Consider the following 22,425-nt stretch of genomic DNA (forward strand, 5'->3'; position numbering starts at 1 on the left):
AGTATAACCAGCTTATAATAACGTAACAGGCTCTTCTTTTTCGTCAAAAAACAGGTAGTTCAACCAATCGCAGTAGGGCTTAATGATGCGGCATCCTCGTATCAATTCATCCACAAAATTTGCGCCTAAAACATCTTTATCAGTAAACCGATGCATAAAAAACAATTCTTTCCGGCGAAGCAAATCAATCTCAGGATGATCGACGGGATAGCCTTTCGGCATGCTTTTTAATTGCTCCCCATGTGCTTCGGGGAAATAGGCTTTGAACGTATCATTTTCGATAATGTCTCTCAACTCATCTACGTTATAGTCTACTTCCTGCCGAAATTTAGCTAGATTAGATGGTGTCGGCTGCCACATACCCGCCCCCAGAAACGATTGATTATCAGGCTGTATATGTACGTAGTAATCGATACGTCCCGAGTGTCGGCCGCCGGGCCCAATCGCAAATGCCAGATTTGACTTATACGGTTTTTTATCTTTAGAGAAACGAATGTCGCGGTTGATGCGGAAAACGCAGTCTTTAACAGACGTATTGGCCAACGGTTCATAAGGCGCAAGACCGGCCAGCACCTGTTCTACTACGTTACAAAGTTCAGCTTTAGCCGCATCGTATCGGGGTCGATTGGTCTGAAACCACTCTCGATTATTATTCTGAACAAGGTCTCGGAGGAACGTAAGCGTAGCTGGTGTAAAGCCAGCCTTTGGGGCAGATTTTGCTTTCATGACTAGTCAAAGATACAAAATTGTGCCCCAAGGTGGTTAACTCAACTGCCTATTTGTTAACTAATCAGTCTATTTGGATGCAATTTATTCTCCCGGAACCCCTAACTGGTTCGCGCTCAGCTTGATTTGGACGTAACCATTTTATATATTCGGTACAGTTTCACTAAATGCTTACTCGTATGAACGTATTACATCGTATTGAGCATTGGGGCGATACGCATCACCCCGCCTGGACAGACGCTCTCCGCATTATGCTGGGGATTATTCTGGTGCTGAAAGGCATAAGTTTTATTAGTGATACAACCTACCTGCATAATCTGGTGGGTGGGTTACATTTTGACCTTTATGCGGTCATGGCCGTTCATTACGTTGCGTTTGCCCATTTAATGGGTGGTTTTCTGATTATGGTGGGTTGTCTTACGCGGCTTATGTGTATCATTCAGCTACCAATTCTGATAGCGGCTGTCTTCTTTGTCAATATTCGCCAGGGATTTTCTCCTTTAAACTCGGAACTATGGCTTTCGCTGATTGTGCTGGGACTGCTACTATTATTTCTGGTCCTCGGCTCTGGTCGATTCTCCATGGATGAGTACGTGAAGCAACATAGTCGGTAGTCTGAACCGGGATTTCAACAAGGTTGGAACGATTTTCAGGATTTGTTTACATGATTCTTCTGCAACGTAAACAAATCCTGAAAATCGTTCCAACCTTGTTGAAATCCCGGTTCGGAAACCGGTTCAGAAAATGTATCGAATCTCACACCACGGAATCTCATCTTTGACCAGCCCTTCAAATACATCAACCATTTTCCGCTTGAGCTGGTGATTGTAGCGGATATTCCAGCCGCCAAACTGACTCACTTTACTTTCCTGTAATTCAGGCACCCACAATAATTCTTCAGCTTTTGGATTGATGGCTAAATTGGCCTGATGCTGCCATTGATTGTGTGTCAGGAAAATCACTTCGCATTTGAGCTGCGCCCGAACTTCGGGACGTAGTGATGCATCGAGCTGACGAAATAAATCACGGTAATCGTTGCGCCACTGCTTCCCGCCGTAAACAATGACGGGAGAAAAATTTACATGTACTTCGTAACCAGCGTCATAGAAATCGTTGATGGCCGCAATACGTTTCTCGATGCTGTCCGTACGAACATCGACTAGTTTACTTACGTGGCTGGGCATCAGGCTGAACCGGATGCGTATTTTTCGCTGCGGATCGAATTTGAGCATCGCCTGATTCACAAACTTCGTAGCAAACGTAGCTTTTGCTCTTGGGTGGGCGCGGTAGAATTCAAACACTTGCCGAATGCCGTCGGTCAAACTGTAGTCAATAGCGATATCGGAGTTACAGCCAATGTCGTATGTATAAAATTCAGGATCAGTTTGATTGATTGCCTTTGGCCAGGGAAGGCTCATCACGTGATGGTCGACCGAAGCAATATTTTCTTCTACATTAGTAAAGAGCGTAATGGGATTTACGGTTTTATGTCGGTCAACGTAGCAATACGCACAACCACCGAAACAACCGTTGGCCAGACTTGGCGCTATATAATCCGCGCTACGTCCACTCCACTTAATATCCTGCGACTTCAATCGACCCAGTACCAGTACGTCGGATTTAATCTTAAAATGATTCATACCCAGTTCAGGTAATCGATTATGCTGCTTCACTTCAAGGGCTTCCGCTTCCGGAAATTTGGCCAGTACAGCTTCTCCCCTCCCATTCAGAGAATCGGCAGTATAAAGTATATAGGATGGATTAAAATCAGGCATAAATAGACGTTGAGGCTACATTTAGTAAACGTCTGACGAGCTCCGTTAGTTCAAACCATAAAACATCAAAATCACTGATTTACAGTATATTATAAATGATTTTTAGCCGTAACTGGTGAATCAAAAGTATCTTCAAACACTACGTCACCATTCGGTTTTGCCAATCGGATCGCATCAACTGAACCGGTGCCTTCAAAGTCGTAGCTTATCCCCACAATGTCTTTTGCTTCAGCAGATAATTGAACTTCGTAAGCCTTTCTACTAGCTACAAACACTTTCGCCAATCCATTTCGTACTTCACAACGAACGTTCACCCATTTCGACAAATCCACACCAAAAGCCGATAAATTAGTGTCTTTTGCATCGGCGTAATGGTCTGGCAAATAAATACCTAAGTCACCAACACAACCTTTAGCCGATAGCGGAATAGAAAAGTATCCATTTTTACAATGAATCATAATGGTAACCCGCTGACAAATCGACGAGCCTTTTTGATAATCATTTTTTAGTCGGGTCTCCATCGTAAAGTTATCACTCCGAAGATTGTTAAACTCTTTTATGTATCGGTAACGAACGGTTGGAGGCTTGGGCTGCATCGGAATATTCTGTTGTTCAATCAGAGAAACCGGAATACCTAAACTACCCTTTTGACGCACTTCACTTTCTTTAAAGTAAACGGGTACTGGCTCCTGCATCACCGCTACGTTCCAACCTTCCGACGGAATCAGAAGATTATGCTCCTGCACAATTTGATTGCCAATAATCAGCTTAGCCCGGAAATAGCCCGGATAGTAATATATAGACGTATGTTCGTGACCGTTCTTCGGAACGAGTTGCCGACGCCGTGAGTCCCACGACTGTTGAATAAATATTGAGTCGGTGGGTGATGACGTAGCATTGTAATGAAACACCACCGAATTAGGAATTCCTTTCGTAACGGCCTGGCTACTGAACGAAAAATTTTCTGGCGTAAGCGGTCGGTGCCGCATGTAATTCAGGAAAATTGCCGACACGCCAATCAGACCTACTGCGAGCAGTCCACCAAGCCACCAACGGCGGGACGAATTTGGTAGTATGGCGTGGGGATTGATTGTTACGGTACGTTCCAGAGTTTCAGCTGGTGTTGAATCAGGCTGTAGTCCCTTTTTGAACTGCTGCCAGTTTTCGTAGCCGACGAACTGAACTAAGGCATTCAATGTAGTAGCTGTCGGTGCCGATTGGTATTTCACACGACCCCATACCCGCTTGAGCGTTGTGACGCTTAACGCTACGTTCGTCTGCTCGGCGATGCGTTCGCTTAATTGCTCAAAATCCTGCGTCGACCAGCCTTCTGAATTTCCCCAGGCAACTTTTTCTTCAATCAACTGACGACACCGAGCCAGTTGCCAGTCTTGCTGTTCCGATACCATTAACTACTCAAGTTCAGTTCATTACGTATTTGTGCAAACTTGAACACGGGTTGAACAACTTTGAATTGTCCATGTATCCGTCAAGTTGGATGTTTGCTTCTATACAGTCAAATGTAAGGAAACAAATGAAATCAATCCTGCTTGTTTTCAGCTTATTAGTTAGCCGCTACGTGCTTGCGCAGACGACCGCTCCGTTCGATGATTCGCATTGGGAAATCGTCGGAAAAATGTCAAAAGAAACATTTCAGGGCAAAGAAGGCATTCTGCTTACTGAAGGAACTGCTTACCTCAAAGACGATACGTTTCTTAACGGAATCATTGAATTTGACATGATGTTGGCGAAAGGCCGTTATTTTCCGGGCGTTCGTTTCCGCATGCAGGATAAAGACAATTATGAATCCGTTTATTTACGTCCGCATCAGCTAGGCAATCCCGACGCGCTTCAGTACACGCCTGTTTACAACCAGCAAGCGGCCTGGCAGCTTTATTATGGCGATGGTTATTCAACGGCTGTTACGTACCCGCTCAATGAATGGGTGCATATTAAACTTCTTGTTAGCGGCACGCAGGCGGAAGTATACGTTGGTGATCATAGCAAACCAGCATTCGTGATTCACAAACTTAAACGCACGCCCTACGCTGGAAGTATTAGTCTGGAGAATACCGCACCTGTTCCTACACGTTTTGCCAATTTTCAGTATACGAAACGGGATAATCCACCCTTGCAAGGTAAGTTTAAAGCGGAAGAAGCGGCTCAATCGGGCACGATTTCCAGTTGGCAGGTTTCGAATACGTTCGATAAAAAACGGCTTGAAAGTAGCTATACAATCCCCAAAGAGCTGGCTAGTCAGTTAATCTGGCAAAAATTATCAGCCGAAAACTCGGGAACGGTCAACTTCTCCCCTATTAGCAAACTGAGCGAAACCAGTAACACCGTTTTTGCCAAATTTATTATCGTGTCCGAAAAGCCACAGATCAAGAAACTTCGGTTGGGTTTCAGCGATGAAGTCAGAGTGTATACCAATGGAAAACTGGTTTACGGTGGGCAGGATGAGTTTTTGTCGCGAGATTACCGATTTCTGGGTACTATAGGTTATTTCGACGCTATTTATCTGGATCTCAGGCAGGGAAAGAACGAAATCTGGTTCGCCGTTTCGGAAAGCTTCGGCGGCTGGGGCATCAAAGGCCTGATCACAGATCAATCAGGAATAAAGCTAGAATGATGATGGATGACGTTTGATGTAGGAAATATTATGCCTCAAACGTCAACCAATCGCCCACGTGTCGTTGACTCCAGGCGAGGTTTTTAGAGGTTAGCTGCGTTGTTTCGGTTTCGATAATCCATTGATGTTGAGTCTTGTTATACTCAATCCGCGTGATACGTTCTTGAAATGGGCTCGATTCGCTACGTTGATCGACCTGTCGGTCAGCGTCAACCTGGCCTTGTACCAACGTAATCACACGGTCTGCTAGGGCCGCTACGTCGATGACATGGTGACTGACCAGCAACGTAGTGGTGCCCCAGTTTTGATGCAGTTCGCGTAATACCTGACGTAGCATCTGGCTGGCCTGCGCATCGAGTGCGGCAAAAGGCTCATCGAGCAACAACAATTTGGGGCGACGTACCAGCGCCCGGGCCAGCGCCACCCGTTGCCGTTGCCCACCCGACAACCGGGCTGGTTTCTGATTGACAAACGATTGCAGTCCTGTTGCTTCAATAAGTTCATTAACAAGCGGTTGTTGATCGTTTGCCACAGCGTACTGAATATTTTCCCGAACGGTCATATTTGGAAACAGAGCCGTATCCTGAAAAACGTAACCAATCGATCGCTGCTGCGGAGCTCGATTTATTCGTCGATGCGTATCGAGCCAGACCAAATCATCAACCACGATACGTCCCTGCCGAGCAGTTTCCAGACCGGCCAATACACGTAGCAAGGTCGTTTTCCCCGATCCTGACGGCCCAACCAGCGCAGTAAGATCACCTATTTTCAGGTCAACCTTTACACGAAGTTCACCGGAACCTTCGGCAAACAGGCGAGGTATTGCTACGTCGATGGCGATCATACCGTTACCCGTTTGTTAATGGCGTAAACCACCAGAAGAATACTAAAAGACACGGCTAATAATAAAGCGGCATACGCATGAGCCGTCTGGAAATGAAGCAGTTCAACTTCGTCGTAGATAGCAATGGAAGCTACCCGAGTCTGACCCGGCAGGTTTCCACCAATCATCAAAACTAAGCCGAATTCACCAATTGTGTGGGCAAACGTTAACACGATTCCTGTCAACAAAGCGGGTTTGCAGTTGGGCAAAAGTACTCGCCACAGCGTTCGAATTGACGATTGCCCAAGGGTATACGAAGCTTCACGCCAGGAAACAGGCAGGTTCTCTATCCCTGCCTGAATCGGATGGACCATAAACGGTAGACTGTAAATCAATGAAGCCACCACTAATCCTTCAAACGAAAAAACTAACTGCACGTTAACGGTTTTTAGTAACCAGGCTCCCAGCGCACTCGTCGGACTGAATGTCAGCAACAGATAGAAACCGACAACAGACGGAGGTAAAACTAGCGGCAAACTAATTATGGCTTCAACGACCGGCTTAAATCGGAACCGACTCAACGCCAGCCAACCCGCCAACGGCACACCAATCAGCAATAATAGCAGTGTGGTAATTCCCGCTAAGCGTAGCGTGAGCCAGATAGGTCCCCAGTCGATGGGCATAAATGAGTGCTAGTAATGATGAGCGATGAACGATGAGTGGTAAGTTGGCTGACGCGTATATTTTGGACGGCGTCGGTAAACCTATCACTCATCGTTCATCGCTCATTATTTTATTTGGTATCCAAATTTCTGCAAAATACGTCGTGCTGCCGGGCTCCCCAAAAAAGCAAGAAATTGTTGAGCGGCTTTGGCTTGCTCGGTACGTTTCAACACCACAACACCTTGTGCAATAGGCGAATATCCTGTTGTTGGTATATCAACCCAATGACCGCGCTTGGTAAGACTGGGGTCAAGCACAACTGATTTAGCGGTGAAACCTATCTCAGCCGAACCCGATAAAATGTATTGATTCACCTGCGCAATGCTTTCGCCGTAGACAATTTTTGGCTGTATTTTTTCCAGCAATTTTCTGGTTTTCAGGAACGAGATGGCCGCTTCGCCATAAGGGGCGGTCGCTGGATTGGCAATCGCTATATGGCGAACACCCGGTTCAGATAGCACTTTCAAATCAGCACCGACGGTTAAATCGCCTGCCGTCCACAAGACCAACGACCCGTACGCATAAACTACCGGTGCCTCCAGCGTAAATCCAGCTTTATGCAGCGTTTGTGGATATTCCATATCGGCCGATAAAAACACATCGTACGGCGCGCCCTGCTGAATTTGCGTAGTCAGTTTTCCAGATGAGTTTACGATAGATTCGACATTGATACCTGTTTGTTTCTGGAAAGCAGTTTTCAGTTGCTCCATCACAAACTGCGCATTTGCCGCCACCGCTACTCGCAACGACTGAGCGAATAGACTTGACGGACAAAGAAGCAAAATCAGAATTAACTTTTTCATAAATACGATAAACAGTACGCGCTACTTTATACGATGATGCGGATTGGCGAACTCGGGCTTATTGACGAACGTACTATCCGTAAATAAATGCATAAACGCAATCAACTCAGACTTTTCATTACGTGTCAAATGAAAACCATTTGTTTCCGCCGGCAATTCGCGACTCAGCGTTGGGCTGTTTTGAATATGTTCGCTGTAATGATCCAGAACAGCGTCTAACGTAGCAAATCGTCCATCGTGCATGTAAGGAGCGGTGAGGGCGATGTTACGCAGGGTCGGCACGCGGAATCGTCCTTTGTCCAGAGCAAGCCCGGTAATAGCCTGTCGACCAGCATCTTTCACCCGTTGGTCGAGACCGTTGTTGTGAAATACTTCCTGATATAATTTTGGTCCACCGTGGCAATGTGCGCAGTTACCTCCGCGCGTGTTACGTTCCAGGGAAGGCGACGTATTGAAAAGCTGCATCCCTCGTTTCTCCGATTCAGTCAACTGATACGTTCCCTGCAAATACTGATCGTAGCGCGAATTAGCCGAAATCAGGGTTCGTTCGAACTGAGCGATGGCTTTGCCAATGCGTGCGTCGGTAATGGTATCGGAGCCAAACACTTTTTTAAATAAGGCTGGATAAGGCGCTGTTTTCTGCAATCGCTGGGCTGCTTCGCCAGTTTTCGACCCCATTTCATCGGCATGCCCAAGGGGAACCAAGGCCTGTTCTTCTAAACTGTTTGAGCGTCCATCCCAAAATAATTGCCGTACCCAAAGTAAATTCGTCAACGACATTGAATTGCGCTGGGTGAGTTTACCACTGACGCCTACGCTCAACGGAAGTCCATCCGTAAAAGCCCGCGCTTGTTGATGGCAACTTGCGCAGGAAATGGTTTGGGTTGACGATAATTTTGGATCATAAAACAACATTCGCCCCAGGTAAACGCCTTCCTGCGTCGTTGGATTATCCGTAGGAATGGTGAACCGACCGCCAAACGCAGCGGGATAGTGAAGTGTATAAGGACCAGTTGGCACAGGGTCATCAATCGCTGTCCAGGCAGAAACGCCCAGAGCGACTAAACAAATAAAACCAAGTAGCCAGATACGCATCTTTTAACAGTATGTTATCATGCAGACAACATTATTACTTAGCAAACCGTACTTCAATTGATTTTACTTCGCGAATCCAGCGGGCTGGTTTTTTCTCACCGGGAACCACCACGCGAAACGGTCCGACGCCCTGCGCAAGCGGAGCGCCATCAACAGCATCGGCCAGAATAATGGTTCTGGTAGCAAATTCTGGGTCTATTTCAGGAAGGGCAAATACAACCTCGTAACCATCTATAGCTTTCACTACTACGTATTTTGTCAGGTTTTCGCCCCGGAGTTCGCTGCCTAACGTAGCGCCCGCCTGTTTGAGCAGATCGACCAGAGGAACACCCGCATAGGTATGTTCTTTACCATCTCGCTCCTTCGCCGTTACGTCGGTATGGGTCATGGCTTTCAGATCGGCAGCCTGTAAAGTAAGCGGTTTTGTAACTTCGCCGGAGATCGTAATTGTCTGGGCGCGAACGCTTGGTGCCAGTAAACATAAAGCGATGAAGAAAGCGGATTGGGCAATCGTTTTGCTACGTAAGCTTAGGGAGTTCATAATGGGTTTACAGATTACTAATCACCAGATTAACAAAGAAATTTCGGCCCGGTTCCGGGAAGCCTTCAGCTAATGCATAATTCCGGTCGAAGATATTATTCACCCCGCCTTCCACACTGACGTATCGTTGGATGCGAACATTTCCTTTAGCATTCGCAACCATAAAACCGCCCGCCTGTGTACCGTAGCTAGTGCTATACCGACTCGAGTTATACTCAACGTTACCAATTAAACCAACCCGACGTAGTAACTGGGCCTGCGCATAGACAAACACTTTGTTTTCAGGTACGTCGATAAATTTCAAATCGGGTGTACTTAAGTTTTCCCGGTGGATGTACGAATATTGAACACCCGCCTGAAACGCTGTACTCACCGGAATTTTAAGTGATACGTCTCCTCCATAAAATACAGCCAGACCCGTGTTCTGAAATTGATAAACGTTTGGCTGTACGTTGTTCACCTGCTGAATAGCATCGGTCAGTCGGCTATAGAACGCGCTGGCCTGGACTGCTACGTATTTGCTCCATTGATCAGCGTAGGCAGCTTCGAGGTGCAGCGCCGATTCTGCTTTTAAATCAGGGTTCGGAATAGCGGCACCCATTCGATACGAATACCGATCCTTTACAGTAGCGAAACGAGTTTTCTTAGCGACCGTCAGGCTCAGTTGTCGTTGCTCCTCTGGGTTGTAAAAAAGGCCAGCCTGGGCGTTTAACGCATCGCTATTATTACCGGGAAATGGCAAAATCGTTTTGGTCGTGCTGTTGTAGTTCTCGGCTTGTAAACTTGTCCGACTGTTGTAACTAATTCCCGGAACGAGCGAAAACCGACTTCCCAGCGCAATGACATCTTCCACACCAAACGATAGCGTCTGATCGACGAAGTTACGTACCGGTTCACCTGCATTGTTTTCCTGGTGACGATCCTGTTTGTAATGAATTGACGCTTTCAGGTTATGACTAGTGGCCAGTCGGGCACCATATTCAAGCGAACCACCTTTAGTATCGTCGTTGTAGTAACTGTTGAATGAAGAACCCCGCGTCTGCGTCGTGTATGTATTGTTGTCGAAGGCACTCAGCAGGTTTTTAAACTTATCGTAAAAAAGTCGAACCTTCAGGTAACTATTCGTTGTGATGGCCGTACGAGAAATAAAATACCAGCTTTCTTTATCCCAATACGGCCATTGCCAGAATCGAGCCGTTTGCCGGGAATCGCCCCCGACGTAGGGCGGTGTGCCTTTGGTGCCGTGCTGATTGATATAACTGATTGTATATTCGTCAGTTGCGTTTGGTGTAAAGCCAACCTTGAGGCTGTATTTCCGATCGTTTCGGTACGCATTTTCGCGATTGCCGCCATCCTCCTGCGTCTGTGGTGCAAAATCGGCCGACAGCGGAAACGTTTCCTGCTTCAGTTGCGAGGCCGATCCCTGAATATAAAACTTTCCCAGATTACTGCCAATGTTCAGATTCAGTCGACGCCCCTGCCCACTTAACCAACCGGCCCGCCCATCAAATTCCAGCTTTTTCTGCGGTCTACGAGAAACCAGATTGATCGCTCCGCCCAGGGTATTGGGGCCGTAGGTCACTGACGAAAACCCTTTTGCTACGTTCACTTCAGCCAGATCGAACGTAGTGAATCGACCTAAATCAACGTAGCCATCGTAGGGGACGTAAACCGGAATACCGTCGATAAAAACCGGCACCTGTCTAAGATCGAAGCCCCGCACATATACCATCGTTTCGTTACGTGCTCCAACGCTGGACACGTTGATACCGGGCAACAAATTCAGCGCGCGTCCAACATCGAGCCGGTTAAAAGCTTCGATACGTTGGCTCGAAGCTGTATTTGTTGAGTCTATTCCTCGTCGGCCCAACACAGTTACTTCACCCAAACTAAAGACACGGCTGGTACCAGCCGTATCAGCTTGCGCCAATACGTTCACTGTCAATACACTAGTAATCAATACTGCCGCAAAAGCGGTACGTAACGTAAAGTTGAGCATTCGTTTGTTATTGCGCCAGGTCGTTATATTCACGCAAATATAACGTTATCAACCGAATGCTGATGACCCGTTACGTAGCATCTATGTTGGGCCGGTAATCTATATTCGCGCTACGTCTTATTCATCATTCCGGCATGTCGATTTTTTCGGACCGATTTTACGCAGCCAGCCACCGTCGGCGATACTGGTACGTACAGTTTATGTATCTGATTGTCAGTTGTACGCTGGTAGGCATATTGCTTTGGTTGCCTTTAAATCAGGAATGGCTCACCGATTCGATCAGTCGATTTTACAACCAGCGCCAGCGATTGAGCCAAAAGACCTCCGTTGCTGAACGTCGACAGGAAGGTTACGCGCAGGCAAGTCCCTATCTCGATCTCATTCGTCAGCGTTGCCAGCCTAACGACTATTTTTTGATTCCTCCACAACGTTACCTGATTCGCAATGCCTATAATCTGGGCAAATCGACGGGTTACAACTGGCTATATCCGAGCAGTTTATATTATCACCTCGGCAAATCAGTTCATTTGCTGGATATGACGGCACCCGATTCGTTACTCCAGCGAGCCACGCACACGTTCTGGGTGTTCGAAAACAAGATTTTCCTGTTGACTTTTAAAGAACACAACCGCCCCCTGGTGCTGGGTGAGTTCAAAAAATACGATCCGCATTTTTTCGCCTACACACCCGATCAAGCGCGGGCTTACTACAAATCGAAGCAATGACGCTAGCTGTTACGTATCTTGTTCTTGCTCAGTTTCTAACCGGTTTTGGCGTCGTGACCCGACTTCGCCCGGTTTCGAACGGGCTGAGTTTGCTGGGATTATCGATGCTGGCAGGGCTGGGTATAAGCTCCGTGTTACCTTTTGTGCTTCAGTTTGCCCAAGTGCCTATTGCGCGATTGCCCATGTTCATCGGACTTGGCATACTGGCCGTTTTATCAGTACTGCTGTTACGTGGACAGTCCGCGTATCTGCGTACTACGTTGGCCCGACACCAGTTTATGGTTCGTTTGTATGAATTACCCTTTCTGGTTTTCTGGGGGTATCTGCTGTTTATTAGTGCCTGGAAATGTGCGTGGTATCCAAATTTACCGTTCGATACCATCGTCGGGCCGGACTTGCTTGCTACGTTTGCGGTGAAAGAACATACGCTGGTTTCATCGGTATTTACGGAACATCTGCCGTCCGTATCTGTATTCAGTAACCAGCCTTTTTATGCGCCATTTACGGCCATGCAGCAGATACTTTACCTACTGGCGGCTGGGGGAATTGGTACGTTTGCTTTCGGAAAATTGTGGCTTACGATTCTGGTAATGGCCTTCGGTTTGTTTATCTACGCCGAGATGCGGGAGCGCATTCACCCGCTGCTGGCTGGTTTTCTGATCACCATTCTAGCCTGTAGTCCGGAACTGTTCGCTTACACATTTCTCGTTCAAACTGACTGGGCAAACGCAGCTTTTTTCGCAGTTGGTGTTATGCTGTTACAGCGCTATTTTGATGATTCACAACGTAGTACGTTGATTGCGGCTACATTGTTCTTTGTCTTTGCCTGCTGGACACGTACTGAAACCATTTTGTTTGTTTCAATTGGCTCACTGCTGTTGTTTATCAACTCGTTACGTCCTTCGGCAGGCAAGGCACTCATGAAGGCATCGGCGTTATTTGTCGCCTGTCTCCTACCCTTTGTTTTTTGGAATTACATTTTTCTGCGCGGATACGTAGCATTGCCCGCCAGAACGCATTTAGGAGCCCTTCAAAACGTAACGGGAAATTACTTTACTAAATTATTCACCATCTACGGCACTATGACCGATACGGTACTGCTCCACCAGACTTACTGGAACTACGCCGTCTATGTATTTCTGGCACTTACTACGTTGAATATCATCATCTTCCGCGACAGAAAGGGACAATTCACACTCTTTTGGATACTGGCGACTTACGTACTCTTTGATTTCCTGATTTTGCACATTGAAGGAGCGAACGTTCCCTTTACGTTCCGCCGGGGATTCTTTAAAATCCTGTTTCTGATGTATATCTATCTAGCTTCTACGTCTCTACTTGGCAAGATTTCGGACTGGCTGTATCAGTGGGAAGCACGTTTCATACAGCCCCAAAATTCCGTTGAATAAATGCAGAAGTGGTTATACAACTGATATCAGCGGACCACCCTCTTGCGGCTTTAGCCAGCCTAAGCGCTGGCTCGGATATCCATGTTCCTGCAAAATCTGCTCTACTTCGGGGGCATGTTCCGGCGTAACAGCCACTAGCAGGCCCCCACTGGTTTGGGGATCGGCTAACACATATTTCTGCTTATCGGTCAAAGATCCTACTTTATGACCATAGCTCGCCCAGTTACGTTGCGTGCCACCGGGGTAGCAACCTTGTTCAAGGTAATAATCGAGGTTGCTGATAATCGGTACGTTATCGAATTCTACTACAGCTGAAACCCCACTACCTTCGCACATTTCGGCAAGGTGCCCCAACAGACCAAAACCTGTTACGTCGGTCATGGCTTTAACGCCTTCAAGCTGTCCAAATACCTCACCCAGCTTATTTAAGGTCGTCATACTTTTTAACGCGATGGCGGCATCTTCGGTACGTAGTATATCCCTTTTTTGAGCCGTAGAAAGAATTCCAACACCAAGTGATTTGGTCAGGTATAATCGACAGCCAGCCGTAGCGGTGGAATTCTGTTTTAATTGCGGGATATTCACTAACCCATTGACAGCCAATCCAAAAACGGGTTCAGGACAGTCGATGCTATGGCCGCCGGCCAACGTAATACCTGCTTCGGCGCAAATAGCCCTCGATCCCTCTAAAACCTTTTGGGCTACTTCGGGCGGTATACTATTGATTGGCCAACCCAGAATCGCAATTGCCAGAATGGGCTTCCCACCCATCGCATACACATCGCTGATCGCGTTGGCTGAAGCGATACGTCCGAAATCGTAGGCATCATCCACAATCGGCATAAAAAAATCGGTTGTCGAAATGAGTGCTGTCCCATTCCCCAGGTCCAAAACAGCGGCATCGTCGCGTTTGTCGTTACCAACCAGCAAACGCGGGTCAGCAAGTTGCGCCAGTGGACTGTGTAATATTTTATCGAGAATAGCCGGACTGATTTTACAGCCACAGCCAGCTCCGTGCGAGTATTGAGTAAGTTTAACCGTTGGTGTATTCATTCGTTTGAACGCTGTTTTTTAGCACGGACGTACTGAATTCTACTAATTGTTCAGCGCAATAAATGGTATCTGAGTTTGAAAGCAGAAGCGAAAAAACCTGATCCTCGTTCCGTCTGCTCAACCCGTTTCGATAGCTTTTGTCGTAATAAACCAGTGCCAATCGAATAAAATCCTCCATCCGATTTTCCTGAATGGCTGCAACAGACTGTTTGGTCTGGAGGGGACCGAGTTGTTTGTGGATGCGCTGGGTGCAGGTAATGAGAAAATCTTTGTCCAGCTTACCATACTCATCAACCAGATTCGCAATCCGTCGTTCCAGATCAACCTGAATATCAATTAGTACAGCCGCTCCCATCTGGCGCCAGAATGGATTCGGAATGATTAGTTTCCCAATCTTCAGGCTTTCGTCCTCTACCCAAATAGGGCGTTGCCGATCCAGCTTTTTTAATGTATCGGCAAGGTTATTTTCAAATTGTTCCTGCGTTGGCTGTATCAATCGGTTAAGAGTTCCATATGATGAACCCTGGTGCTGCGCCAAATCTTCCAGATCGATAACCTGCTGGTCCATTGCCTGGAGTTGCTGAAGGATTCTGGTTTTGCCCGATCCTGTCATACCGCCAAGAATAACCAGTTGAAAGACAGCTGCAAACTGCTCAAGTACCCAACGGCGATATTGCTTATAACCCCCTTCAATCAGGTAAACCTCAAAACCGTATAAACTTAGCGCCCAAGCCATTGCGCCACTTCGCATACCGCCCCGCCAGCAATGCACGGCAATTTTCTTGTCGGGAGCCATATCCAAAGCCTGCCGGATAAACCCCGACCATTTTGGTCCCGTCAGGTCAAACCCCAGCAGAATCGCAGCTTCTCGTCCGACCTGTTTATACGTAGTACCAACCTGCACCCGCTCCTCATTGCTAAACAATGGCAAATTGAATGCGCCGGGAATATGTCCATGCGTAAATTCGGCAGGTGTACGCACATCGGCAAGCGGTATGGGATCGTCAAACCGTAGAAAGTCGCTTATCGATATGGCTTTGATCATGGTATTCTGATGAATGTACGAATATCGCTCATCCGATTTAAGAAACTGCAAATCCGGTCAATTCACCTGAAATTACGGAGACAAATGGCTACAAATCCTGGACCTCTTTTAACGGTTTCCAGGGTTCTTTAGCCCGTTTAGCGTCTTGGGGATCGCCTGAACAGACCCGGCAGAGGTACGTCACTTCTACAGACCAACCTCGATTGGCATTTCCTAAAGCCAGCCGGATTTGGGTCCGGGGCGTCAGCCACGTAACGGTCTGGAGTTCGCCAACCTGCGCGGTTTTTCCTTTGCCGTATTTGTCCGTTATCAATGCCGCTAAGTCGATGGCGAGCTGTTTTACGTCGGCTTCAGAAACGCCCGGCAGTACGTAGTAAAAATAGTTTGCTGACAGCAGCGAGTCGCCATTAAATTCATACTCAAGCCCTACCGTTCGGCCAGCCAAGGGCACGCGGGCATAAACAAGTTGCTCTTTCTTGACCGACGTAGGCTTTAGCGTATCAGCATCCCGAACCTGTTTCGGCGAAAAACCCCAACGAACTTTTCGAAAGTCAAATTCTGTCTGAGCCAGTAGTTGATTAATGACAAGGAATTGCAGAAGAAACAGCAAAAAAACTCGTATGTGAATGGTTTTCATAAATATCAAATTACAATTCGGAACGGTTACTGCGGACGTTTAAATAAACCCACATACCCAGCTTTCCCTAAAACATGCCCATCGATAGCTTTTAAGACGGCCATCCGCGTCTCCGAACCGCCCGCACTCGGTTTAACATCAAGTTTAGTATCCAGCGCATATAGTTCGAATACGTAGTGGTGCAAAGGCCCCGAAGCTGCAGCGCCCGGCCCCCGATAACCCGCTGTAAACACATTCATCTGGTAACTGCCATCGGCCAATTGCGCACCCGCCGGAACGCCTTCGGGAAGACTCGTCGCTGTAGCGGGTATATTCCAGACTAGCCAATGCAGGTTATCGTCGGTCGTTTTGTTTCGGCTGACATCTACGTCATGCATGTGCAACACAAAGCTCTGAGTACCTGGTGGTACGTCAGACCAACTCAAAGCAGGCGATGTTCCTCCGCCCGGTGCTGCGTTTGGGGCCGCCTGGGAAAATTTCACGGGAATAATCCCTCCGTCAGAAAAAGCGGTTGTAGTCAGGCGCATGGGCAGTAAAGCCGTCGTCGAGGCCGGCGTTGCGTTTTGCTGAGCGTATGTGGCGGAAATTACTCCTGTTAATAACGCAATGGCAATAGCTAGCTGCTTCATGGTAACATTTGGTTAAGAGACCAATCTTGATCAGGAGGACGTACCGATTTGTTTTTACAGGTACAATCGGATTCCAGTGTCGATTGTTTCGCCAACGTATTGCCTTTGTGCAGTTTGACGTAACGTAGCCTGTAATTACCGACATGTTTTTGTTACGTAGTATGCGTCGAAAAGTTTGTTAGCTGAAAAGGTTTTATGTCAAACTCGGTACGTCCTTGCAAAGCCAGGTCGGATAGAATTTGCCCGACGGCCGCCGAATGTTTAAACCCGTGCCCCGAACAGGCCGAAGCCAACAATACATCAGAATGGTTCGGATGATGATCGATGATAAAGTCGCCATTTGGCGTCATGGTATACAGGCAAACTACTGATTTAATGCATTTTGGCCCAATGTCGACAAAATTAGGCGCTACGTATTGCTCATACATGCTTTGCTTTTCTGAATCTGAAACTGTTCGATTTATTTCATCTGGCGACGTAGCGCGTTCGAATGTTTCAGTCGCGACTTTAAGCCCACCTGCTAATCCATTGATCGCTGGGAACCCATATACACCTCGATCATTCAGAATAAATACCGGTAGTTTATCCGGTGTATATTGAGCATAATTACCCTGAATCTCAAACCAGTACAAAACTTGCCGATATACTTTGAGCAGGTCGGCATACGGCGTATTACGTAGCGACTCGGTGATCCAGCTTCCCGTCGTAAGGATTAACTTTCGGGTTTTATACGTTGCATTGTTCGTGTGAACAATTACCCCTCCGGCAGTTTTGTCAAACGACACCATCCGCTCCTGCGTATGAACCGACGCGCCATTTTTCCGGGCCTGATCGAGCTGTACAGTAATGCAGCGTTCGGGTTTTAAAAAGCCAGCCTCCTGCTCATAATAACCGATGTCATTCGGCTGAAACCGAAACTGCGTAAATTCCCGACGTAGCGTTTCCGGATCGAGAATTCGGTGCTCAATTCCGAACTGTTCGGCTGCCTGAAGCGTAGTCGTAAGCCAGCCGGGTTTGTTACGTGTCCGCACCGATGAGTCGCGCTGCCCGACAAATAGTCCACCCGTGATAGCCAGAAGTTGTTCGTCAGCACGTTGTTCGAGTTCCCGCCAAATCTGATAGGAACGTAGCGCCAATGGCACAAAGTGTAGGCCTTCGCCAATAGCCTGCCGCGTAATTCGGGTATCGCCGTGCGTTGACCCCAGTGTATGCGGTGGATTGAACTGGTCAATGCCTGCTACGTTAGGTGTTTGTTTGGAAAGCTGATAAAGTGCTGCGCTGCCCATCGCGCCCAAGCCTACTACAATCGCGTCGAGAACCATATCGGGAATCAATTACGCCATTAGATGGGTAAAGAAATGACTAAATCCGTTTAGATTATAAAGGAAAGTTACTACGTTGTGGATTGCTCGTAAATTATAGGTAGCCAATAATTCATTAACCTTATAACTTGACTCAGAAATTTACCAGGATTCTTTGACTAAAAAATGATCAAACTCAGCCCCGTTTTTCGAAGAACATTTATTCTTTTCTTATTCCTCTTCTCGGTCGAAATCGCCTTTGTACAGGCACAATCGGGCGGCAGCGAAAAACCATTACGCTTGTTTATGATTGGGAATAGCTTTTCGCAAAACGCATCGAAATATTTACCCGAGTTAAGCAAAGAAGGAGGCCACGTATTGGTGATCGGGCGGGCCGAAATTGGCGGTAGTTCGCTCCAACGCCACTGGGACCATGCCGAAGCGGCCGAACGAAACCCCGATGATCCGCAGGGGAAACCCTACAACGGAAAATCCCTGAAAACGCTGTTATCCGATGGTGTCTGGGATATTGTTACGATTCAACAGGCATCCATTTTATCCGGCGACGTAGAAACGTATCGTCCTTACGCCAAAAAATTATACGACTACGTTAAAAAACTCCAGCCGAATGCAAAAGTAGTTCTTCACCAAACCTGGGCATACCGCACTGACTCAAAGGATTTTAGTCGGATAGCCAATGGAGATTCTGCCAAAAGTGCGCAACAAATGTGGGAGAAATCGCGGGCGGCTTACCATACTATAGCTGGTGAATTAGGTATTCCAATTATTCCAAACGGCGATGCTTTCTGGCGAATAAATTCCAGTTCGAAATGGGCGTATCACCAGGACAATACGTTCGATTCGAAACAGGCGAAATCCCCCACGTTGCCCAACCAAACGCACTCATTGCATGTAGGTTACCGATGGGACAAAGACAAACTGGTTTTTGATTCCCACCACGCCAACGCGGCTGGCTGCTATTTAGGCGGGCTGGTTTGGTACAGCTTCCTTTTTCGCGAATCGCCCGTCAAGCTGACGTTTAAACCAGTAGAGGTCGACGATGATTTTGCTCGTCAATTGAAAAAAGTGGCCTGGAAAACGGTTAAAAGAGAAAGAAAGGCAAAAATAAAGTGAAAAATAGCGGCATTCTGTTGCAGCCCACACAATAAAGCTGGATTCTCGGCGTTTTTTGAGAGTTACGTTTCCATTGCTCCAGTAGGACAACTACTGGAGCTTTTTTATTTTCCCTTCATAGTAACGCTACGTATCCGTCCGTTCCATTCACCCGAATTCGCTGCCCATCTTGAATTAATTTGGTTGCATTATCCAGGCCGACCACGGCGGGTAAGCCATATTCTCGTGCGATAACGGCTCCGTGCGTCATCAGCCCGCCTACCTCGGTAATCAGCCCTTTAATAGAAACAAACAAGGGCGTCCAGCTAGGATCCGTAAATTTAGTGACCAGTATATCTCCGTCTTCCAGATCGGCATCTTCCATATTTAAAATGACCCGCGCCCGTCCCTCAATAATTCCTGAAGAAACCGGAAGTCCTGCCAAAGCACCAGCCGGAAGATGTTCGCGTTTGTAGTTACTCGTAATGATTTCGCCGTCAGACGTAAAAACGCGGGGGGGCGTTAGTTTTTCAAAGATTTTGTACTCATCTTTTCGATCGCTGACGAGCTGGTAATCCAGTGCATGAGTGCTAATAACTTCGCCCAGTTCGTCAAAAGTGAGGTAATAAATATCTTCTTTTTCGCGGAGAACGCCGGCCTCAACGAGCCGTTCGGCCTCTTTCAGTAAAGCCTGTTTATACACAAAATAGCGGCTAACGATGTCGTATTTTGGATATTCCCGATAACCGGCGAGGTTACGTACCAGACTAATCATTCGCCTGGTCTCTTCGGCTTTTTGTTCGCCATCCGGTAGTTGTTTCAATCGGTCCAGCAATTCCTTTTCCTTTTTCAAGGCTTCCTGCCGTCCGTGCTCAAATTTTCGCTTACTTTCACCGGGCTCAAAGTTTTTTATGTTGCTGAGAATCAGCGGAACAAGCGTTGCAGGTTTTTCACTCCAGCGTGGTCTCGTAATATCAATTTCCCCGGCGCAGCGCATGCCGTATTTGGTTAGAAATGCTTGAATAGCTTCTCGGGCTTCCTGCCCGCCCCGAATCGTTACCAGTTCATCCAGAAAAACACCCTCTTTTTCTTGTCGAAGAGTATCCCGTTGCAGATACGTAATGACGTCGGGATAAGGGCGAATCGCATCGGCAACATCCAGTAACGCCAGCCCCATTTCCGACGTAACATTATTGGGAACAGACTGCGACAGTGTATCTGCTACGTTCTTTTCACCCAGCCACGTCAGCATATTCTCATTGATCCAGGCCGACGCATTCATAGCAGTCATAATCACGCCAAAACTCTGCTGATCAGATAAATCTTTCCGCTTTCTCGAATGTTGAATAGCTTCAGGAATAAAACGAATCAGCTCCGTTCCTGATTTGTTCTGAATGGCCTGTTTTAACTCGTCTATTGACGTCTGGCTACGCTTGATCAACTCATCAACGATGGACGGATCATAGTCCTTCAATGTTTGATAATCGACGTACGAAGGGTCCTGATTCTTACTGAGTCCCTGTTCCGACGTATCATCTGGCAGGGTCTTGATAAAATCTCCGCGCTCCAGAATGGCCGTTACGGCACCTTTGATAATCGGATCAGATTTTCCCAGCACATTTACGATAATGTTTCTTCTGGCAGGGGAAGCCAGATCCGGCGCCACATCAACAAACATCCTTCCTCCAGCGGTAGGCATGGGTCGGGGAGCGGTTAATTGCCAGATTGATATCCCAAAAGGCTTCATCGCATCCGTCATCATCTGCTGATGGCCGACCGATACGTATACATGATTCTCCTGGTCTGTGGTTTCCGGAATGGGAAATAACGTAGTAATCGGGCGGCTTTGGACAATATAAAACGCATCATCCGCCAAACACCATTCAATGTCCTGCGGCTGGCCGAAGTGCCCTTCTATGTTTCTGCCGATGCGCTCAAGTTGTAAAATCTGCTCATCCGTCAGTGCCTGACTTTGCTGCTCTGAATCAAGTTCATGCTGTTTCGTACCGCCCTCTTTTAGTGCATAAATAGCCAGCTTCTTGGTGGATACGTTCTTCTCGATAACCTTACCGCTACGTACTTTATACGTATCTGCGTTCACCAGGCCAGAAACCAGTGCCTCACCAAGTCCGAAGCTGGCATCTATGGAAGTAACTTTTCTGTTACCCGTGATGGGGTCGGCCGTAAACATAATTCCGGACACCTGCGGAAAAACCATCTGCTGGATAACTACACTCAACTGCACTTTACGCTGATCGAAGCCATTCTGCATTCGGTAGATTACCGCGCGATCCGTAAATAGCGATGCCCAGCACTTACTGATATGCTTCAAAATCGCTTCTTTCCCAATGATATTCAGGTACGTATCCTGCTGACCAGCAAAGGAAGCCGTTGGTAAATCCTCCGCCGTAGCACTAGACCGAACGGCGTAAGCATCGCTTTCTCCAGTTTTTAAGAGATGACTTATTATATCTTCTTCGATATCTTGAGGAACAGCCGTTTCCTCAATGATCCGGCGAATTCTGGCACTAAGTTCACCAATTTTATCGCGGTTCTCCGGCTTTAGAAACGATAATTCATCCAGCAATCTGTCGATCAATGGTTCCTGAGTGATGATCCGTTTAAACACTTCGGTGGCAACACAAAAGCCATCTGGTACGTGTATTCCTTCGATCCTGGAAAGCTCCCCCAGGTTCGCGCCTTTACCGCCGACAATGCTAATTTGTGATTTACCAGTAGACTGAAAATCAATCACGTACGACTTAGTGCTTTTCATTTCTACGATTATTTATTGTTGAGTGTATTGGTTGTTGCATTCATCAGCTCAATTGCTTTCAAAAAATAAGCTTCAATAATTTCGCGCTGTTCATTTGAAAATGAGGCAATGAGTTGCTCCGACTGACTCCTGAATTCTTTATAAAGCGGCTCTAAAAGCGCCATAATAGCGGGGGTGTTCGGCACGATGAAAACCTTTCGCCTATCGTCCTCAGCAAACTGTCTTTTGACCAGATTTTTCTTTTCAAATCTGTCAATCAAACCAGTAATGGCTCCGGTGGTCAGCCCGGTCAGCGTCGACAGTTCGCCAGCAGTCATTTGCCCTCTTTCGATCAAGAATCCCAGGTACTTATGATCGGTGCCGGAAATACCGGCCTTCTGGGCAACAGCCTCATGCATTTGAATAGACGTGTACGCATACAATTGACTCAATTTTCTAACCCGTTTTACCCCCTCCTGATCCGGCATATATCTTATCTTCTAAATATCTTTGTTACTAAGATATTATTAAATAGTATAAATTCCCAAATGGATTATTCCTTTTGAGATCAGTTTATCAGCAAGAAAATAAAGTGAAAAATAAAGGGCTATCTGTATCAGCCTATACAATAAAGGAGGCAC

General features: G+C 47.0%; 21 protein-coding genes. 5 read left to right on the forward strand and 16 right to left on the reverse strand.

The features are described from left to right. Window positions 1-12: 12 nt before the first annotated feature. Window positions 13-726, reverse strand: a complete 714-nt coding sequence (locus ACYVF1_RS10830; RefSeq protein WP_461078507.1) for a DUF2461 domain-containing protein — start codon at window positions 724-726, stop codon at window positions 13-15. A gap of 179 nt (window positions 727-905) precedes the next feature. Between ACYVF1_RS10830 and ACYVF1_RS10835 the strand changes: the two genes are divergently transcribed. After that, window positions 906-1,340, forward strand: a complete 435-nt coding sequence (locus tag ACYVF1_RS10835) for a DoxX family protein (RefSeq protein ID WP_461078509.1) — start codon at window positions 906-908, stop codon at window positions 1,338-1,340. A gap of 123 nt (window positions 1,341-1,463) precedes the next feature. Here the strand turns inward: ACYVF1_RS10835 and ACYVF1_RS10840 are convergent, their stop codons facing one another. Then, window positions 1,464-2,501: a spore photoproduct lyase family protein gene (locus ACYVF1_RS10840; protein WP_461078511.1), complete on the reverse strand. Its 1,038-nt coding sequence runs from the start codon at window positions 2,499-2,501 to the stop codon at window positions 1,464-1,466. An 89-nt stretch (window positions 2,502-2,590) separates the two neighbouring features. Continuing rightward, window positions 2,591-3,910 carry a hypothetical protein gene (locus ACYVF1_RS10845; protein WP_461078513.1) on the reverse strand — a complete coding sequence of 440 codons (1,320 nt, stop codon included), beginning with the start codon at window positions 3,908-3,910 and terminating at the stop codon, window positions 2,591-2,593. A 125-nt stretch (window positions 3,911-4,035) separates the two neighbouring features. Here ACYVF1_RS10845 and ACYVF1_RS10850 point away from each other — a divergent pair, with 125 nt between their 5' ends. Continuing rightward, window positions 4,036-5,133 carry a LamG domain-containing protein gene (locus ACYVF1_RS10850; RefSeq protein WP_461078515.1) on the forward strand — a complete coding sequence of 366 codons (1,098 nt, stop codon included), beginning with the start codon at window positions 4,036-4,038 and terminating at the stop codon, window positions 5,131-5,133. A gap of 28 nt (window positions 5,134-5,161) precedes the next feature. On the opposite strand, the gene ACYVF1_RS10855 is transcribed toward ACYVF1_RS10850, so the two are convergent. The 6 genes from ACYVF1_RS10855 to ACYVF1_RS10880 all read right to left on the reverse strand — a co-directional run bounded on the left by ACYVF1_RS10855 (window position 5,162) and on the right by ACYVF1_RS10880 (window position 11,150). Then, complete coding sequence (locus tag ACYVF1_RS10855; RefSeq protein ID WP_461078517.1) at window positions 5,162-5,977, reverse strand: sulfate/molybdate ABC transporter ATP-binding protein; 816 nt, start codon at window positions 5,975-5,977, stop codon at window positions 5,162-5,164. Further along, window positions 5,974-6,639, reverse strand: coding sequence for a molybdate ABC transporter permease subunit (gene modB, locus ACYVF1_RS10860; RefSeq protein WP_461078519.1), 666 nt, complete (start codon window positions 6,637-6,639; stop codon window positions 5,974-5,976). The genes ACYVF1_RS10855 and modB overlap by 4 nt, the downstream gene beginning before the upstream one ends. A gap of 105 nt (window positions 6,640-6,744) precedes the next feature. Next, window positions 6,745-7,482, reverse strand: a complete 738-nt coding sequence (gene modA / locus ACYVF1_RS10865; RefSeq protein ID WP_461078521.1) for a molybdate ABC transporter substrate-binding protein — start codon at window positions 7,480-7,482, stop codon at window positions 6,745-6,747. A gap of 21 nt (window positions 7,483-7,503) precedes the next feature. After that, complete coding sequence (locus ACYVF1_RS10870) at window positions 7,504-8,577, reverse strand: cytochrome-c peroxidase (protein WP_461078523.1); 1,074 nt, start codon at window positions 8,575-8,577, stop codon at window positions 7,504-7,506. A 34-nt stretch (window positions 8,578-8,611) separates the two neighbouring features. Further along, window positions 8,612-9,118 (reverse strand): molybdopterin-dependent oxidoreductase, encoded by a 507-nt coding sequence (locus ACYVF1_RS10875; RefSeq protein ID WP_461078525.1) that lies wholly within the window; start codon window positions 9,116-9,118, stop codon window positions 8,612-8,614. A gap of 7 nt (window positions 9,119-9,125) precedes the next feature. Beyond that, complete coding sequence (locus ACYVF1_RS10880) at window positions 9,126-11,150, reverse strand: TonB-dependent receptor plug domain-containing protein (RefSeq protein ID WP_461078527.1); 2,025 nt, start codon at window positions 11,148-11,150, stop codon at window positions 9,126-9,128. A gap of 101 nt (window positions 11,151-11,251) precedes the next feature. Here ACYVF1_RS10880 and ACYVF1_RS10885 point away from each other — a divergent pair, with 101 nt between their 5' ends. Together ACYVF1_RS10885 and ACYVF1_RS10890 are read left to right on the forward strand one after the other, a co-directional pair. Next, a complete protein-coding gene (locus ACYVF1_RS10885) occupies window positions 11,252-11,842 on the forward strand; it encodes a hypothetical protein (protein ID WP_461078529.1) in 591 nt (196 codons plus the stop codon). Continuing rightward, window positions 11,839-13,251 carry a hypothetical protein gene (locus ACYVF1_RS10890; protein ID WP_461078531.1) on the forward strand — a complete coding sequence of 471 codons (1,413 nt, stop codon included), beginning with the start codon at window positions 11,839-11,841 and terminating at the stop codon, window positions 13,249-13,251. Before ACYVF1_RS10885 ends, ACYVF1_RS10890 begins: the two co-directional genes overlap by 4 nt. Window positions 13,252-13,263: 12 nt before the next feature. On the opposite strand, the gene selD is transcribed toward ACYVF1_RS10890, so the two are convergent. The 5 genes from selD to solA all read right to left on the reverse strand — a co-directional run bounded on the left by selD (window position 13,264) and on the right by solA (window position 17,937). Beyond that, window positions 13,264-14,304: a selenide, water dikinase SelD gene (selD, locus tag ACYVF1_RS10895; protein ID WP_461078533.1), complete on the reverse strand. Its 1,041-nt coding sequence runs from the start codon at window positions 14,302-14,304 to the stop codon at window positions 13,264-13,266. After that, the gene (mnmH, locus tag ACYVF1_RS10900; RefSeq protein WP_461078535.1) at window positions 14,285-15,349 is read right to left on the reverse strand and encodes a tRNA 2-selenouridine(34) synthase MnmH; all 1,065 of its coding nucleotides are present in this window, start codon (window positions 15,347-15,349) and stop codon (window positions 14,285-14,287) included. Before mnmH ends, selD begins: the two co-directional genes overlap by 20 nt. Before the next feature lie 88 nt (window positions 15,350-15,437). After that, entirely contained in the window at window positions 15,438-15,986 is a 549-nt protein-coding gene (locus ACYVF1_RS10905; RefSeq protein ID WP_461078537.1) for a hypothetical protein, read from the reverse strand. Between the two features lie 26 nt (window positions 15,987-16,012). After that, window positions 16,013-16,615: a YbhB/YbcL family Raf kinase inhibitor-like protein gene (locus ACYVF1_RS10910; RefSeq protein ID WP_461078539.1), complete on the reverse strand. Its 603-nt coding sequence runs from the start codon at window positions 16,613-16,615 to the stop codon at window positions 16,013-16,015. Between the two features lie 152 nt (window positions 16,616-16,767). Further along, the gene (solA, locus tag ACYVF1_RS10915) at window positions 16,768-17,937 is read right to left on the reverse strand and encodes an N-methyl-L-tryptophan oxidase (protein WP_461078541.1); all 1,170 of its coding nucleotides are present in this window, start codon (window positions 17,935-17,937) and stop codon (window positions 16,768-16,770) included. A 165-nt stretch (window positions 17,938-18,102) separates the two neighbouring features. Between solA and ACYVF1_RS10920 the strand changes: the two genes are divergently transcribed. Further along, window positions 18,103-19,050 (forward strand): DUF4886 domain-containing protein, encoded by a 948-nt coding sequence (locus tag ACYVF1_RS10920; RefSeq protein WP_461078543.1) that lies wholly within the window; start codon window positions 18,103-18,105, stop codon window positions 19,048-19,050. A 115-nt stretch (window positions 19,051-19,165) separates the two neighbouring features. On the opposite strand, the gene ppsA is transcribed toward ACYVF1_RS10920, so the two are convergent. Together ppsA and ACYVF1_RS10930 are read right to left on the reverse strand one after the other, a co-directional pair. Continuing rightward, a complete protein-coding gene (ppsA, locus tag ACYVF1_RS10925) occupies window positions 19,166-21,805 on the reverse strand; it encodes a phosphoenolpyruvate synthase (RefSeq protein ID WP_461078545.1) in 2,640 nt (879 codons plus the stop codon). A gap of 8 nt (window positions 21,806-21,813) precedes the next feature. Next, the gene (locus tag ACYVF1_RS10930; RefSeq protein WP_461078547.1) at window positions 21,814-22,203 is read right to left on the reverse strand and encodes a MarR family winged helix-turn-helix transcriptional regulator; all 390 of its coding nucleotides are present in this window, start codon (window positions 22,201-22,203) and stop codon (window positions 21,814-21,816) included. Between the last annotated feature and the right edge of the window lie 222 nt (window positions 22,204-22,425).

It is taken from the genome of Spirosoma flavus (assembly GCF_054778555.1).